At 70.3% G+C, this 14,785-nt stretch carries 15 protein-coding genes and 1 pseudogene; 3 read left to right on the top strand and 13 right to left on the bottom strand.

Annotated elements, in window-relative coordinates:
• Positions 1–60: 60 nt before the first annotated feature.
• From Sco07f_RS11555 to Sco07f_RS11530, 6 genes are all read right to left on the bottom strand, one after another.
• A complete protein-coding gene (locus tag Sco07f_RS11555; RefSeq protein ID WP_108987768.1) occupies positions 61–642 on the bottom strand; it encodes a sugar kinase in 582 nt (193 codons plus the stop codon).
• Entirely contained in the window at positions 639–1,787 is a 1,149-nt protein-coding gene (locus tag Sco07f_RS11550) for an ROK family glucokinase (protein ID WP_007388101.1), read from the bottom strand. Before Sco07f_RS11550 ends, Sco07f_RS11555 begins: the two co-directional genes overlap by 4 nt.
• A 140-nt stretch (positions 1,788–1,927) precedes the next feature.
• Positions 1,928–2,719 (bottom strand): ATP-binding cassette domain-containing protein, encoded by a 792-nt coding sequence (locus Sco07f_RS11545; protein ID WP_108987767.1) that lies wholly within the window; start codon positions 2,717–2,719, stop codon positions 1,928–1,930.
• On the bottom strand, positions 2,716–3,756 hold the full coding sequence (locus tag Sco07f_RS11540; protein ID WP_087789021.1) for an ABC transporter permease: 1,041 nt from the start codon (positions 3,754–3,756) through the stop codon (positions 2,716–2,718). Before Sco07f_RS11540 ends, Sco07f_RS11545 begins: the two co-directional genes overlap by 4 nt.
• On the bottom strand, positions 3,753–4,757 hold the full coding sequence (locus Sco07f_RS11535) for a sugar ABC transporter substrate-binding protein (protein WP_007388104.1): 1,005 nt from the start codon (positions 4,755–4,757) through the stop codon (positions 3,753–3,755). The genes Sco07f_RS11540 and Sco07f_RS11535 overlap by 4 nt, the downstream gene beginning before the upstream one ends.
• A gap of 212 nt (positions 4,758–4,969) precedes the next feature.
• On the bottom strand, positions 4,970–5,707 hold the full coding sequence (locus Sco07f_RS11530) for a myo-inositol degradation transcriptional regulator (protein WP_087792801.1): 738 nt from the start codon (positions 5,705–5,707) through the stop codon (positions 4,970–4,972).
• Positions 5,708–5,836: 129 nt separating this feature from the next.
• Between Sco07f_RS11530 and Sco07f_RS11525 the strand changes: the two genes are divergently transcribed.
• The gene (locus Sco07f_RS11525; RefSeq protein ID WP_108987766.1) at positions 5,837–6,850 is read left to right on the top strand and encodes a Gfo/Idh/MocA family protein; all 1,014 of its coding nucleotides are present in this window, start codon (positions 5,837–5,839) and stop codon (positions 6,848–6,850) included.
• Between the two features lie 50 nt (positions 6,851–6,900).
• Here Sco07f_RS11525 and Sco07f_RS11520 read toward each other — a convergent pair whose 3' ends face one another.
• The 4 genes from Sco07f_RS11520 to Sco07f_RS11505 all read right to left on the bottom strand — a co-directional run bounded on the left by Sco07f_RS11520 (position 6,901) and on the right by Sco07f_RS11505 (position 9,963).
• Complete coding sequence (locus Sco07f_RS11520; RefSeq protein ID WP_007388106.1) at positions 6,901–8,496, bottom strand: polyamine aminopropyltransferase; 1,596 nt, start codon at positions 8,494–8,496, stop codon at positions 6,901–6,903.
• Between the two features lie 54 nt (positions 8,497–8,550).
• Positions 8,551–8,991, bottom strand: coding sequence for a DUF350 domain-containing protein (locus tag Sco07f_RS11515; protein ID WP_007388107.1), 441 nt, complete (start codon positions 8,989–8,991; stop codon positions 8,551–8,553).
• Positions 8,992–9,064: 73 nt separating this feature from the next.
• Positions 9,065–9,460 (bottom strand): DUF4247 domain-containing protein, encoded by a 396-nt coding sequence (locus Sco07f_RS11510; RefSeq protein WP_108987765.1) that lies wholly within the window; start codon positions 9,458–9,460, stop codon positions 9,065–9,067.
• Complete coding sequence (locus tag Sco07f_RS11505; RefSeq protein ID WP_007388109.1) at positions 9,457–9,963, bottom strand: DUF2617 family protein; 507 nt, start codon at positions 9,961–9,963, stop codon at positions 9,457–9,459. The genes Sco07f_RS11510 and Sco07f_RS11505 overlap by 4 nt, the downstream gene beginning before the upstream one ends.
• A 186-nt stretch (positions 9,964–10,149) precedes the next feature.
• On the opposite strand from Sco07f_RS11505, the pseudogene Sco07f_RS11500 reads away from it, so the two are divergent.
• Positions 10,150–10,803, top strand: a pseudogene (locus Sco07f_RS11500) (IS5 family transposase).
• Positions 10,804–10,871: 68 nt separating this feature from the next.
• Here the strand turns inward: Sco07f_RS11500 and Sco07f_RS11495 are convergent.
• The 3 genes from Sco07f_RS11495 to Sco07f_RS11485 all read right to left on the bottom strand — a co-directional run bounded on the left by Sco07f_RS11495 (position 10,872) and on the right by Sco07f_RS11485 (position 13,539).
• Positions 10,872–11,507 (bottom strand): low temperature requirement protein A, encoded by a 636-nt coding sequence (locus Sco07f_RS11495; protein ID WP_280524562.1) that lies wholly within the window; start codon positions 11,505–11,507, stop codon positions 10,872–10,874.
• Positions 11,508–11,577: 70 nt separating this feature from the next.
• On the bottom strand, positions 11,578–12,471 hold the full coding sequence (locus Sco07f_RS11490; protein WP_108987809.1) for an alpha/beta hydrolase: 894 nt from the start codon (positions 12,469–12,471) through the stop codon (positions 11,578–11,580).
• Positions 12,472–12,606: 135 nt separating this feature from the next.
• A complete protein-coding gene (locus Sco07f_RS11485; protein ID WP_108987764.1) occupies positions 12,607–13,539 on the bottom strand; it encodes an alpha/beta hydrolase in 933 nt (310 codons plus the stop codon).
• A gap of 202 nt (positions 13,540–13,741) precedes the next feature.
• Here Sco07f_RS11485 and Sco07f_RS11480 point away from each other — a divergent pair, with 202 nt between their 5' ends.
• On the top strand, positions 13,742–14,650 hold the full coding sequence (locus Sco07f_RS11480) for a helix-turn-helix domain-containing protein (protein WP_108987763.1): 909 nt from the start codon (positions 13,742–13,744) through the stop codon (positions 14,648–14,650).
• Positions 14,651–14,785 lie beyond the last annotated feature (135 nt).

The following is a 14,785-nucleotide window of genomic DNA, read 5'->3' as shown; positions in this document are numbered from 1 at the left end:
TCGACTCTACGGGCGGGGTCTGACAATCGGCTCCGACGGCCTGCCGCCGGGCCCCGGGACCTACGGAACGGTGTGCGAGACGACGTAGACCATCGGGTAGTCCGGGTTGCCCATGTTCACGACGACGTCCTGGGTCGGCGCGGGGTTCTCCTGCTCGTTGACGACGCCCCACCAGGATCCGGACCCGCCGAACTCCCAGCCGGTGACCCGCTGGGCGCGGTCGCTGATCGCGATCTTGTCCTTCCTCAGCGCGTCCCGGTCGACGCCCAGCCCCGCGAGGAAGGCGTCGAGGCCCGCGTTCGTGGTCTCGAACTGGACGTAGAGCCGGCTGGTCTTCCAGTTGTTCGTCTCGTAGTAGGCGACCTCGTCGGACGGGACCGGGACGGGCACCTCGTAGATGCGGCGCTGCAACTTCGACGGCCAGCCGTCGGTCATGCCGGTCGCCGCGTACTTCGCCTCCTTGTCCCTGCCGCTGTCGCGGCTCTGGCCGGCGGAGATCGCGAGGTAGCCGGCGGGGACGCCGATGAGCAGCACGATGATGAGCAGCGTGAGCGCACGGCGGCGGATCATGTGCCGGCGGTTCTCGCCCGGGGGCCCGGGCTCCTCCGGGGGCGCCGCCTGGTGGGGCAGGGTCTCCGTCACAGCGACTCCCGGGACTCACGGCGGGCCTCGGCGTACCGCTCGTAGCGTTCGTACCGCTCCACCCGGCGCCGCTTGGCGCGGCGGAACCGCCGGGCGACCAGCCGGGACAGGTCGGCGGCGCCGACCATGCCGGCCTCGGGGCCGAGCTGGGCGCGGACGATGTGGGCCTCGGGGCGGTAGCCGCGGCCGGTGAGCTGGCGCTTGAAGGCGTCGCGCGCGGGGCCGATCAGCAGGTCGTCGGCGGCGCTGACCCCGCCGCCGATCACGAAGCAGGACGGGTCGAGGGCCGCGGCGAGGTTGGCGATGCCGACGCCCAGCCACTGCCCGATGTCCTGGAGCAGCTCGACGCACATGGCGTCGCCCTCGCGGGCCAGCTCGGTGATCATCGGGCCGGTGATGTCGCCGATGCTGCCCTTGACGTGCTCGATGATCCCGTAGGCCACCGGCGAGTCGGCGGCGGCCAGCTCTCGGGCCTCTCTGACCAGCGCGTTTCCGGAGCTGTACTGCTCCCAGCAGCCGCGGTTGCCGCACGGGCAGCGGTGGCCGCCGGGGACGACCTGCATGTGCCCGAACTCGCCGGCGACGCCGTACTTGCCGCGCTTGACCTGGCCGTCCTCGAGGATCGCGCCGCCGATGCCGGTGCCGAGCGTGATCATGACGAGGTGGTCCTCGCCGCGTCCGGCGCCGAACCGCCACTCGGCCCAGGCGGCGGTGTTGGCGTCGTTGTCCACCAGGACGGGGACGGCGAGCCGGCCGGCGATGCGGTCGCGCAGCGGTTCGTTGCGCCAGGACAGGTGGGGGGCGAACAGGACGCGGTTGCGGTCGGCGTCGACCCAGCCGGCCGCGCCGATGCCCACGGCGTGCACGTCGTGCCGGTCGGAGAGGTCCAGGACCAGCTCGACGATCGTGTCCTCGACGACCTTGGGGCTCTTGGACTTGTCCGGGGTCTCCGTGCGGAGCTTCTCCAGGATGTTGCCGTCGGCGTCGACGACGCCCGCCATGACTTTCGTGCCGCCGATGTCGATGCCGACCGTGGGCACCCGGGGTGCCGTGAGGTGCGAGCGGCGTTCCCTCGTGCCCACGGTGCGCAGGACCGGGGCGCGGCGGGAGCCGATGGGGGCGGTGAAGTCGCGGTAGGTGCTCATCGGGTGCGATTGTGCCGCACGGCTCCGCCGGGTGCCGAATGGGACAGGGGGCGGCGTGATCGGTTCGTTGCCGGGTGCGGGTGCGTTGCGGCTGGTCGCGCCCGCGCGGCGGAGCCGCAAATCAGCACGGCCCCGCGCCCCTAGCGGCGTTCCAGTTCGTGGCGTAGATCGTCCAGCTCCGTTCCGCCCGCCATCTGCCTAGTCAGCTCGTCCAGGGTGATGTCCTCGCGCTCGTGGTTGCCCACCATCGTGCCGCGTTTCAGCAGCACGAACCTGTCCCCCACCAGGTACGCGTGGTGCGGGTTGTGGGTGATGAGGACGACACCGAGGCCCTGGTCGCGGGCCGCCGCCACGTACTTCAGGACGACGCCCGACTGCTTCACCCCCAGTGCCGCCGTCGGCTCGTCCAGCACCAGCACCTTCGCGCCGAAGTACACCGCGCGGGCGATCGCCACGCACTGGCGCTCGCCGCCGGAGAGGGTGCCGATGGGCTGGTCGACGTCGCGGAGGTCGATGCCCATGCGCAGGAGCTCGGCGTGGGTGGTGCGCCGCATGTGGTCGACGTCCATGCGCTTGAACGGGGCGACGCCCTTGCGCGGCTCGGAGCCGAGGAAGAAGTTGCGCCAGACCGGCATGAGGGGGACGACGGCGAGGTCCTGGTAGACGGTGGCGATACCGCGGTCCAGCGCCTCGCGCGGGGAGGAGAGGCGGGTCTCCTCGCCGTCCAGGCTCAGCGTACCGCCGTCGTGCTGGTGCAGCCCGGAGATGATCTTGATGAGGGTGGACTTGCCGGCGCCGTTGTCGCCGAGCACGCAGGTGATCTCGCCGGCGCGCACCTCCAGGGACACGCCTTCGAGGGCGCGTACGTTGCCGTAGTTCTTGCTGACGCCGGACAGCTCGACGAGCGCCGTACGGCCTTCGTTCCGCGTCATTTGGTGGCCTCCGCGCGCTTGCGGACCCAGGCGTTGAGCAGGGTCGCGAGGAGCAGCATCGCTCCGAGGAAGAACTTGAACCAGTCGGGGTTCCACTCGGCGAAGACGATGCCCTTGCTGGTCATGCCGAAGATGAACGCGCCGACCGCCGAGCCGACGGCGCTGCCGTAGCCGCCGGTGATCAGGCAGCCGCCGATGACGGCCGCGATGATGTAGATCAGCTCGTTGCCGACGCCCTCGCCGGACTGGACGACGTCGTAGGAGAAGAGCAGGTGCTGGCCGGAGATCCAGGCGCCGAGGCCGACGCCCATGTAGAGGCCGATCTTGGTCTTGGTGACCGGGACGCCCACCGCGCGCGCGGCGTCCTTGTTGCCGCCGACCGCGAAGATCCAGTTGCCGGCGCGGGTGCGCAGCAGGATCCAGCTGGCGACGGCGACCAGGGCGAACCACCACAGGATGGTCACCTTGAAGCCGACGCCGCCGACGGTGATCGTGGAGGCGAAGACGTCGTGGGCGGAGGGGAAGCCCTCCATGTCGGCGATGGACTTGGTGGAGACGGTGCCGTCGACGAGCTTGGTGAAGCCCAGGTTCAGGCCGGTCAGCATGAGGAACGTGCCGAGCGTGATGATGAAGCTGGGGAGTTTGGTGCGGGTGAGCATGAAGCCGTTGAAGGCGCCGATCGCCAGGGTGACCAGGAGCGACACGCCGACGCCGACCCAGACGTTGGCGGTCATCTGGTAGCTGAACATCGACGACACGAGGGCCGAGGAGGTGACCATGACGCCCGCGGACAGGTCGAACTCGCCGCCGATCATCAGCAGCGCCACCGGGACGGCCATGATGCCGATCGTGGAGGCGGCGTAGAGCACGGTGCTGAGGCTGGTGGCGCGCAGGAAGCTGTCGGCGAGGAACGCGAAGAAGACGAAGACGGCGATCGCGCCGACGACGGAGCCCAGCTCGGGGCGGCCGAGGAGTTTCCGCAGCACAGAGGTGTGCAGAATCCTTTCGTCAGCCGCCTTCACCTGCGTGGCGTTCACCGGGTGCCCCGCTTCGTGTAGTCGGCCAGCGCGGCGGCGTCGTCCTTGGTGATGATCTGCGGTCCGGTGAGCACCGGCCGGCCGCCGCCGAGGACGTCGGCGTTGTACTTGTACAGCCACAGCAGGTCGACGGCCTCGTAGCCCTGGAGGTAGGGCTGCTGGTCGACGGCGAAGCCGAGGGTGCCGTCCTCGAGTCCGGCGGCCACCTTGGCGTTGAGGTCGAAGGTGTCGATCTCGGCCTTGCTGCCGGCGCCCTGCTTGGCCTTGACGGCGGTGTCGGCGTAGGGGGCGCCGAGGGTGACGACGGCGTCGACGGACTTGTCGGTCTGGAGCTTGGCCTCGATGGCGGACTGCACGTCGGGCATGCTGGTGCCGTTGACGTAGAGCCGCTGAACCTTGCCGTCGAAGGTCTTCTCCACGCCGTCGCAGCGCTGCTCGTGACCGACGTTGCCCTGTTCGTGGAGCACGCAGATCGCCTGCTCGCGGCCCCGCTCGTTCAGCTCCTCGCCCACGGCCTCGCCCGCGATCGTCTCGTCCTGGCCGACGTGGGTGAGGGCGCCGAACTCCTTGGACTCCTCGGAGCCTGAGTTCACCGTGATCACCGGGATGCCCGCCTTGTGCGCGCGGGCGAGGGCGGACTTCATCGCGTCGGGCTTGGCGAGCGTGACGATGATGCCGTCGACCTTCTTGTCGATGGCGGCGTTCACGAGCTGGGCCTGCTGCTGGGCCTCGTCGTCGTGGGAGTAGAGGAAGTTGATGTTGTCCTTGACCGCGGCCTGCTCGGCGCCGCTCTGGACGATGTCCCAGAAGGTGTCGCCGTCGCCCGAGTGGGTGATCATCGCGAAGGTCCAGCGGGGGGTGTTCACCGCCGCCCTGCCCTCGGCCGACGCGGCCTTGCGGGCGTCCTCGGCGCGCTTGCCGCCGGTACTGCTGCAGCCGGCCAGGGACACCGACAGTGCCCCTGCCAGCGCGATGCCCACCCATGTCCGAAACCGTGCCACGAGGCCGTGCCCTTCTTGCCGTGCTGTGCTGGTCGTGCTGTGCGTTGCGTGCGCGCCGGACACGGGAGCCCGGCTGCCGGGTTCTGGAAACCCCAAACGCTCCATTGTCCGACACACAAGCGGAGCACGTGCCTCCGGGGATCGGCCGACGGTCACATTGTCCGGACATTGCGACGAACCCGCACGACGAAAGCCGCCGCCGGAAAGGCCGATCAGGACCGCACGAGCAGCTGGAACTCGAAGGAGTAGCGGGACGGCCGGTAGGTGTGGGTGCCGAACTCGACCGCGCGCCCCGTGTCGTCGAACGTGGTCCGTTCCATGGTCAGCAGCGGCGCGCCCGCGTCCTCGCCGAGCCGCTCCGCCTCGCCGTCGGTGGCGGCGCGGGCGCCGATGGTCTGCCGGGCGCTGTGCAGGGTGATCCCGGCGGCGCGCATCAGCCGGTAGAGGCCGGTGGCCTCCAGCTGCCCGGTGTCCAGGTCGAGGAGGCCGGGCGGCAGGTAGTTGCACATGTACGCCATCGGCTCCCCGTGCGTCAGCCGCAGCCGTTCGACGCGGTGCACGTCGCTCTCCTCGGCCACGCCGAGCGCGGCGGCGACCTCCGCGGCCGCGGGGACGACGGTGTTGACCAGGACCTTCGTGGCCGGGCGCTGTCCGGCCGCCTCCAGGTCGTCGAAGAGGCTGCTGAGCTCCAGCGGGCGCCGGACCTTGCTGTGCACGACCTGGGTGCCGACTCCCCGGCGGCGCACCAGCAGACCCTTGTCGACGAGCGACTGGATGGCCTGGCGGACGGTGGGCCGGGACAGACCGAGCCGCGCGGCCAGCTCGATCTCGTTGCCGAGCAGGCTGCCGGGGGTCAGCGCGCCGTGCTCGATCGACGCCTCCAGCTGCTGGGCGAGCTGGAAGTACAGCGGCACGGGGCTGCTGCGATCCACGCTGAGGTCCAGCGCCACGGTCGGGTCCACTTCTGGTTTCGGCACGCGCCGAGCGTAGCTCTGTGCGCAGGTGACGGGAAGTTGTGCGGTCCGATTGTCCGGACATACGGATTGACAGGGTGCGGGCTGTGAGCCCACTTTGTTTCCATGCGCATCGGGGTCATCGGTACGGGCCGCATCGGCACCGTTCACGCCAACACGCTCAGCCGCCACCGCGACGTCGGGTCCCTGATCCTCACGGACGCCGACCTGGCGCGGGCCCAGGATCTGGCCCACCGGCTGGGCGAGACGGCGGCGCCGGGGGTGGACGAGATCTTCCAGTGGGGCGTGGACGCGGTGGTGATCACCACGGCGACGCCGGCCCACGCGGAACTGATCGGCCGGGCGGCCCGCTCGGGGCTGCCGGTGTTCTGCGAGAAGCCGATCGCCCTCGACCTGCCCGGCACGTTACAGGCGATCGGCGAGGTGGAGGCCGCCGGGACGATCCTCCAGATGGGCTTCCAGCGCCGCTTCGACACCGGCTACACGGGGGCCCGGGAGGCGGTGCGGTCGGGGCGGCTCGGCCGGCTGCACACCGTACGGGCGGTGACGAGCGACCAGGCGCCGCCGCCTGCCGAGTACCTGCCGCAGTCCGGCGGGCTCTACCGGGACACCCTCATCCACGACTTCGACATGCTGCGCTGGGTGACCGGACGGGAGGTCGTCGACGTGTACGCCGCCGGGTCCGACGCCGGTCCGCCGATGTTCCGCGCGGCGGACGACGTGGACACCGGCGCGGCCCTGCTCACCCTGGACGACGGCACGCTGGCCACGGTGACGGCGACGCGGCTGAACGGCGCGGGGTACGACGTCCGCATGGAGCTGGCCGGGGAGCTGGACCAGATCGTCGTGGGCCTGGACGACCGTACGCCGATCGCGTCCACCGAGCCGACCGGGCCGCCGGCCGCGGACAAGCCGTGGACGGGCTTCGTGGAGCGGTTCGGTCCCGCCTACGAGGCCGAGCTGACCACGTTCGTGCAGGTGGTGCGGGGTGAGCGGGCCAACCCCTGCGACGGGCGGGAGGCGCTGCGGGCCCTGCGGATCGCGGAGGCCTGCGACATCTCCCGCCGCGAGCGCCGGCCCGTACGGCTCGCGGAGATCCCCGAGGCGCCCACCGCCTGACCGGGGCACTCACGGCCTGACCGGGGCACTGATGGCCTGACCGGCGCGCCTCAGTAGTCGCGCCACTCGTCCAGGACGTACTCGAGCACCGCGGGGTCCATCAGGGTGCTCGGCCGTACGTCGGTGCGGCGGCGGTCGACGGGGAACACGGTGGCCGCCTTCAGCACCGCCTCGTCCAGGTAGCGCAGCTTCGGCGTGTCCGGGGCGAGCCGGAGCGGCGGGGCCTCGGTTCCGGGGCGGGCGAGCACGAACCCCCAGTTGCCGAAGCTCGGTACGTCGATCTGGAACTCCGTCGTCGCGTACCCGGCCGTCTCGATGGTCTTCGCGATCGACCAGTAGGTCTTGGGGGCGAAGAACGGCGATCCGCTCTGCACCATGACCTGGCCGTGCGGCGCCAGCACCCGGCGGAGCAGATCGTAGAACTCCACCGAGTACAGCTTCGCCAGCGACGCCGAGTCCGGGTCCGGGAAGTCGATGATCACCGCGTCGTACTGCTGCCGGGCCTCGCGCAGCCAGGTGAAGGCGTCCGCGTTGACCACCTTGGCCCGCGGATCGTCCAGCGCACCGTGGTTGAGCTTGCGCAGCGGCTCGAAGGTGCGCGCCAGCCGGGTCATCGCCGGGTCCAGTTCGACCAGGGTGACGTGCCGCACGCCCTCGTGGCGCAGCACCTCGCGCAGCGCGAGCCCGTCCCCGCCGCCCATGACCAGCACGTTGGAGTGGCGGCCGGACAGCGCGGGGTGGACCAGGGACTCGTGGTAGCGGTACTCGTCGACCGAGCTGAACTGGAGGTCGCCGTTGAGGAAGAGCCGTACGTCGGGCTCCCCGGTGAAGGCGGTGGAGCGGGTGACCACGATGTCCTGGTACTGCGTGGTCTCGGAGTGGATGATCGGGTCCGCGTACATGTGCTGCCGCGCGGTCATCTCCAGGTCCTCCGCCAGCACGTACGTCGTGCCGAGCGCGGCGAGCACCACGGTGACGCCGGCCAGCAGCCCGGCCTTGGCCAGCCGGCCGGTCTGGCGGCGGAAGATGAACACCACGACGATGACCCCGGCGACCGCGTTGACCACGCCGACCACCAGGGCGCCCTTCAGCTGACCGAAGGTCGGCAGCAGGAACAGCGGGAAGCACAGGCCGCCGACGAGGGCGCCGATGTAGTCGACGGCGAACATGTCGGCGACGGCACTGCTCGCCTCCTGTTTGCGGATGCGCTGGAGCAGCGTCATCAGCAGCGGGATCTCGGCGCCGATGAGCAGGCCCACCACCAGGGACACGACGATCATCGCGGGCATGTAGAGCTGGAGCCAGGCGAAGGCCGCGTACAGCATCAGGACCGACAGTCCGCCGACCAGCGCGAGCACGCCCTCCACCACCGCGAAGGCGACGACGGGGCGGCGGCGCAGCGGTTTGGCGGCCAGCGAGCCGACACCCATCGCGAAGACCATCACGGAGATGACCACGGACGTCTGGAGCACCGAGTTGCCGATGAGGTAACTGCCCAGCGCGGTCAGGGCCAGTTCGTAGACGAGGCCGCAGGCGGCGCAGAGGAAGACGGCGAGCAGCAGCAGGAACCGCGCCCCCCGGGTGTGGCGGTCGGCCGGGGGGCGCGGGGGTGTCACGGTGGAGCGGTCGTCCAGGGCGGAGCTCATGGGGGGTGGTCCTCGGGGTGGTCCTGGGAGGGGTGCTCCTAGGAGGGGGTGCTCCTAGGAGAGGGCCGCGCCGACCATGGCGGCGGTGCCCAGGTACATGCCGGCCTGGACCCAGGCGGCGGGATGCGGGCGACGGTCGTCGCCGTCGTCGAGGGCCACCGCGCCCATCTGACCCGGCGTCAGCATGCCGATGACGATGCCGACCAGCGTCATCACCAGCACCCCGGCCAGACCGTAGAGGAGCGTGCTGAACAGGCCGTAGCCGAGGCCTTCTTCGGACTCGCTGGCCCGGATGGCCGACATGATGACCAGCCCGACCGCGACGGACTGGCTGCCGAGGAGCACGGCGGCGCCGCGGTTGCGGTCCCGCCACACCACGTGGAAGAGCTTGCCGGGTGTGACGAGGTCGAGGGCGACGAAGCCGACGGCCATCACGGCGAGGCCCACGACCCCGTAGAGCAGGGCCTGCCCGGCCGACTCGAAGATCTCGGTCACTGCGTTGCCTTTCTGGAGGGCGACTGTGGAGGCGTCTGGGGAAGGCGTCGTCGGGTCCGGAGTGCGCCGGGCGTCACTTGCCGGAGCCGGGGCCGCCGCCGCGGAAGCTGCTGGGGTTGGGCCAGTAGGTGAGGTGCTGGTGGTGCCGGCGGTAGCCGTTGCGGTAGTCCTCGATCTCGATCGTGCTGCCGCTCCGGTACGGCGAGACGGTCACCATGTCGTCGCCGTAGCGCAGGAACTCCTTGCCGCCGCCGGACGCCCGGTCCAGGGCGTCGCGGTGGCCGTCGATCGCGTCGGCGACCTTGGCCGGGGAGCTGTTCTTGTCGAGCCACCCGCTCCCGCCGGTGGTGTACGTCTTGCCGATCCAGCTGCGCGGGACGCCGTCCTCCCCGTCGCTGGAGCAGGCGGAGAGCAGGACCGTGACCAGCACGGCCGCCACCGTCCCGCGTAGGAGTCGAGCGCTGTTCATCGAGCCTCCAGCCGGCTGTGCGTCGATACGATGTGCCCGTCCTGCGGGTAGCTGTGCCAGGTGCGCCAGGCCAGTCCCGCGCCGGACCGCTCCTCGCGGGCCTCGACGACGACCGCCGTCACCGCTTCCGGAGACCCGGGGAAGACCCCGCACAGGCTGTGCTCCGCCGCGTCCGCGCGGCTCAGGGCGTCCGCGACCCGGGCGCTGAACTCCTCGGGACCGAGGCGTTCCGTGACGGCGCTGAAGTCGTAACTCCACCCCGCCAGCCGCCGGGTGTGCGTCGTCGGCAGCCCCCTGACCGCTTCCGGCAGGCACGCCACGGTCTCCCGTACCGGGCCCGCGAAGACCTGGTGGGACGCGCCGAGCAGCCTGAGTCGTACGGCGAGCCCTCCCACGAACACCTCACGTTCGGCAAGCGCCGGCCGTTCGGTCAGGTCCAGAGAGAAGCAGAGCTGATCCGCGGCCGTATCCAGGTAAGGGGCTTGCAGAGATACGGCGTGCATGCGGCTGCGGCCCCCCGGTCCGATAGTGCTACGAGCGGCGCTGAGTATGGCACATGAGTCAGCCGTGGCCGAAAGCGGCCTCTGGGCGGTCTCGTGGGCGTTCGGCCAACGGCCCGCTGTCCTGGGCCGGAAGGAGCGCCCTAGGGCCCGTCCGGCGGATCAGGTGACCTTCTGACCAGTCGTTCGCTGGTCGGGCATGGGTCGGGGGATCTGACGAACCGCGAGTGGTCGTTGCTGGAGCCGCATCTGCCACTTCCGGGCGGTCGGGGCGGCCGGTGGAACGACCACCGCACCGTGGGCAACGGGATCCTCTTTCGGGTCCGGACCGGTGTCCCGTGGCGTGACCTGCCAGAACGCTATGGCTCGTGGAAGACCGTCCATGAACGGCATCGCCGCTGGTCGGCAGACGGTACCTGGGACCGGATCCTGCACGCGGTCCGGGCCGCCGCCGACCTGGCCGGGCGGATCGACTGGTCGATGGTCGGCGTCGACTCGCCGTCCTGCCGGGCCCATCAGCACGCGGCCGGCGCCCGCACAGCCCGTCCGCGGATCCCGAAAAAAGGACGACGCCCCTGCAGAAACCGCCGCAACCTGCGAAGACCCCGCATCCGGCACACGATCCCGGAACCGAAGGACCAGCGGGCCAACCGCCGTCGGAAAGCAGAGAAGGCGGCAGGCCGACCGCTTCGACCGCGACCACTACCGGCGCCGCAACGAGGTCGAGCGGACCATCAACCGGCTCAGAACTCCCACGCCGTCGCGACCCGTTACGACAAGCGGGCGTATGTCCTTCAAGGCACCGTGACCGCCGCGGCGGTCAGGCTCTGGATCCGCCCGTGATCCGCCGTACAGACTCCAGGGGCGTCATGCGAACCGCGCGGTGCAGAGTGCGGCTCTCTGGTCGCGGTTCATTCCGTGGTTGCTGCTTTGAGGGAGTCGGTCAGGTGTTGGTGGGTGCGGATGAGGGTGAGGGCGGTGGTGATGAGGATGAGATCGAGGAGGGCGAGGGAGGCGAGCGGGGGTAGCCACACGGCGGCCACGCCGGCGGCAGTGAGGGCGAGGCAGGCGAGGAGGCGTTCCTTCCAGGCTCCGCCGGTGGTGGTGCCGAAGAACCAGGCGGTGGTGGCGAGGTAGAGCACGGGGCCGCCGAAGAGGAGCAGTGCGACGGTGAGCGAGCCGTGCTCGGTGGGGTGGGCGATGGCGAGTTCGCTGCCGACGGCGAGGGCGACCAGGGCGGCCAGGACCAGGTAGGCGCTGTTGACGCCGTGGCGGACCGACCGGACGGGGTCGGGGCTGTGGGTGACGGAGTCGGTGATGACGTCCTCGCCGCCGCCGAAGTAGGCCGCCCACAGGCACACCAGGGCGGTATAGACGCCGGCGGTCGCGAGCACGCTGGGCAGGTCGACGGGTGCATCGGTCATGGCGCGGCCCGTGGTGAGGACGGTTTCGCCGAGCAGGATGATGAAGAACAGGCGGAGGCGTTCGAGCATGTGCTCGGCGTCGAAGGCGAGTTCGCGGCTGTGGAGGGTGCGGCCGGTGCACATGGGTGCCCGTCCGGGGCCCGGCCGTAACGCGGCGGTGGCCCACCTGGACCTGCGTCGGGCCCGGGGAGGATCAGGTGAGGTGGGTGGCGAACCAGTCGATCATCCGGCCGGGGTTCTCGGGGAAGTGGTTGTAGCCGTCGAAGCGGCGGGTGGTCCCCTCGATCCAGTGCAGCTCCTTGTCCCCGGCGGCGAGGTTGTCGTAGATGGTCTGGACGTCCTCGGGCCGGGTGCTGGAGTCCTGGTGGACCTGGGCGATGAGGGTGGGTACGCGGACGTCCTTCGCGTATTCCAGCGGGGAGAGCTCGTCCAGGTCGAAGCCGGTCAGGTTCTTGAGTTCCGTCTCCAGCAGACCGATCCCGCCGGGCACCTGGGCCAGGGCGGTCTCCGCGAGCGCGCGCAGGGACACGGGCTGGACGGCGACGAGGGCCCGGACGCCTTCGAACTCCTCGGGGTGCCTGGACATCGCGACGATGGTGGAGTTCGCCCCCAGGCAACGGGAGAGGAAGCCGATACGGGTGTTGTCGACGCCCATGCGCGCACGCCCGTAGCGCACCGAGCCGATGACGTCGCGGTATTCGAACTGGCCGATGCCGACCAGGCCGCCGTTGGCTTCGCCGCTGCGGCCGTGGTTGCGCAGGTCGTAGGCGAGGACGTTGTAGCCGGCGTCGTGCAGGTTCTTGTAGTCGGGCAGGAAGTTGATCTCGAAGTCGGCGAAAGGGGTCGCGTACTGGGGCAGGTGCCCGGGGTAGCCGTAGCGGTTGGCCGGCATCGGGTGGTTGGCGATGACGAGCTTGTCGGAGTCGGCGGGGATGAACCATCCCTCCAGCGGGGTGCCGTCCTGCGAGGGGAACGTGACGTCCTCGTAGGCGAGGCCGTACGCGTCGGGGCGGCGCAGGACGGGGACACGGCGGGTGTAGGCGAACCCTTGGGCCAGGCTCGTGGCGATCGTCTCGGGTGTAGGCATGCTCACGGGTGACTCCCGATGGTCGTGCGGCGAGGGCCGGCCCGACCGAGCGGCGCGAAGCCGCTCGGTCGGGCCGGCCGGAGAGTGCGTCTGCGGGCGCGCCCGTCCCCGTCGAAGAAGGCGGGGACGGGCGGCTCAGAGGTGCTTGTTGAAGAACGGGATGAGTGCTTCGAGTGCGGGTCCGACGGCTTCGGGCTTGTCGTAGAGGTCGTAGTGGGAGACGTCCGGGATCACCAGGAGTTCCTTGTCCTGGGAGGCGGCCTTGTCGAAGACCTCGAAGGCGTCCCGGTAGGCGCCGAACTCACCCGGCTTGTTGCCGACGACGAGCAGCAGGGGCTGGGTCAGCAGCTTGTCCGCGAGGTGGGAGGCGTCGAACCAGACGGTGGGCGCGAGGGAGGAGAAGGACCACAGGTTGGTTCCGTTGGGGTGGGCGCCCCGAGGGGTCTTGTAGTACTCGGTCGCCTCGGCCACGTCGATGTGGAGCGGCGGAACCATGCCGAGCTCCTTGGCCTTCTCCACCGACGGCGGCAGGGAACTGTCGAGCCTCTGCTCACCTCCACGGGCCTCGGCGGTGCGCTGGGCCGCGATGGCCTCCAGTGTCTTGACGGCCGCGTCCGGAGACATGTCGCCCTGGCGCAGCAGGCGGCCCAGGTTGACTCCGGTGACTGTCGCGACCGCCTTGAAGCGGCGCTCGGTCATCGCGGCGGCCCAGGTGTAGCCACCGCCGGCGCACATCCCGAAGACGCCGATCCGGTCCTCGTCGACGTAGTCGAGGGTCACGAGGTAGTCCGCGGCGCAGCGGAAGTCCTCCACCCGCCACGTCGCGTCCTCCAGCTGGCGGGGCTCGCCGCCGCTGCCGGCCTGGAAAGCGGCGTCGAAGGCCAGAACGACGAAGCCCGCCTCGGCGAACGCCTTGCCGTACACCGACCCCGACGTCTGCTCCTTGCAGCTGCCGACCGGGTGGGCACTGACGATGGCCGGGTACTTCTGGGCGGGGTCGAAGCCAGGCGGGAAGTGGATGTTCGCCGCGACGTCCACGTGCTTGTTCTTGAAAGTAACGGTTTCCACGGCTGAGCCTCCTGAAAAGCGATGTCGCTCCGCGAGAATTACCAGGACGCCGAAATGGTGCGCTCCAGCCGACCCTCTTCTCCACGGCAATCGGATCTGCGGTGATTCCACCGTCACACATCCACCGACCGCCGTGCAGGGTAAGAATCCTTACCCCCCGGAAGAACCGCTTCTCGGGTGATCACGGCACTACTGTGGGGGCATGGGCAGGGACGCGAACCACAACGAGCTCGGGCAGTTCCTCAAGGCGCGACGAGCCGAGTTGATCCCCGAGAACATGGGGTTCACCGACGACGGACGACCGCGCCGGGTCCCGGGACTGCGCCGCGAAGAAGTGGCCCAGCTCGCCTCGATCAGCGTCCAGTACTACACCCGCGTGGAGCAGGGCCGCCTCAAGGCGTCCGCACCGGTCCTCGCCAAGCTGGCCGACGTGCTCCGTCTCGACCACGACCAGCGGACCTATCTCCTGGAACTGGCCGGCAAGGACGCCCCCCGCCCCCAGCGACCCGCAACCCAGAAGGTTCGCCCCCCGACCCGGCGCCTCCTCGACGCCCTCGGCTTCCCCGCGATCGTCCTGGGCCGCCGTATGGACATCCTCGCCTGGAACCCCCTCGCGGCAGCCCTCCTCACCGACTTCTCCCAGCTCTCCGCGAAGGAGCGCAACTACGCCCGCCTGGTCTTCTCCGACTCCGAGGTCAGGGCGCGCTACAAGAACTGGCACGCCATGGCGCCGGACTGTGTGGCCTTCCTGCGCATGGAAGCCGCACGCCACCCCGACGACCCCCGCCTGAGCGAACTCGTCGGAGACCTGTCGATAAAGGACCCGCACTTCCGCCGATGGTGGGCCGCCCACAACGTCGCCGCCCAGACCGCCGGCGTGAAGAAGATCGACCACCCGCTCGTCGGCGAGCTCACCCTCGACTGGGAAACACTCGCCTGCGTCAGCGACCCCGACCAGCAACTCGTCGTCTGGAGTGCCGAACCGGGCACGCCCAGCCACGAAGCGCTGGCCTTCCTCGCCTCCTGGGCCGCCACCCACACGCCGGCCGCCGACCAGGAGGAACACCCCGACAGACCGAAAAGCACGCGCCGCCACCACAGCGACCGCTGAAATTCCCCCCTCCGCGATGAACACCGCCGGACCGCCGGAGAAATCGACACGCGGCGCTTACGCGCTGGCCCTGTCCAGGAGGGTAGAAATTCCTACCCTCCCCAAAGCTCCGGCCCCATGTCACGGCGGGCTCGT

This window comes from Streptomyces coelicoflavus, assembly GCF_003112555.1.
Lineage (GTDB): Bacteria > Actinomycetota > Actinomycetes > Streptomycetales > Streptomycetaceae > Streptomyces > Streptomyces coelicoflavus.
Note: the sequence above shows the minus strand (reverse complement) of the source record. Positions and strands in the feature narration are given on the sequence as shown.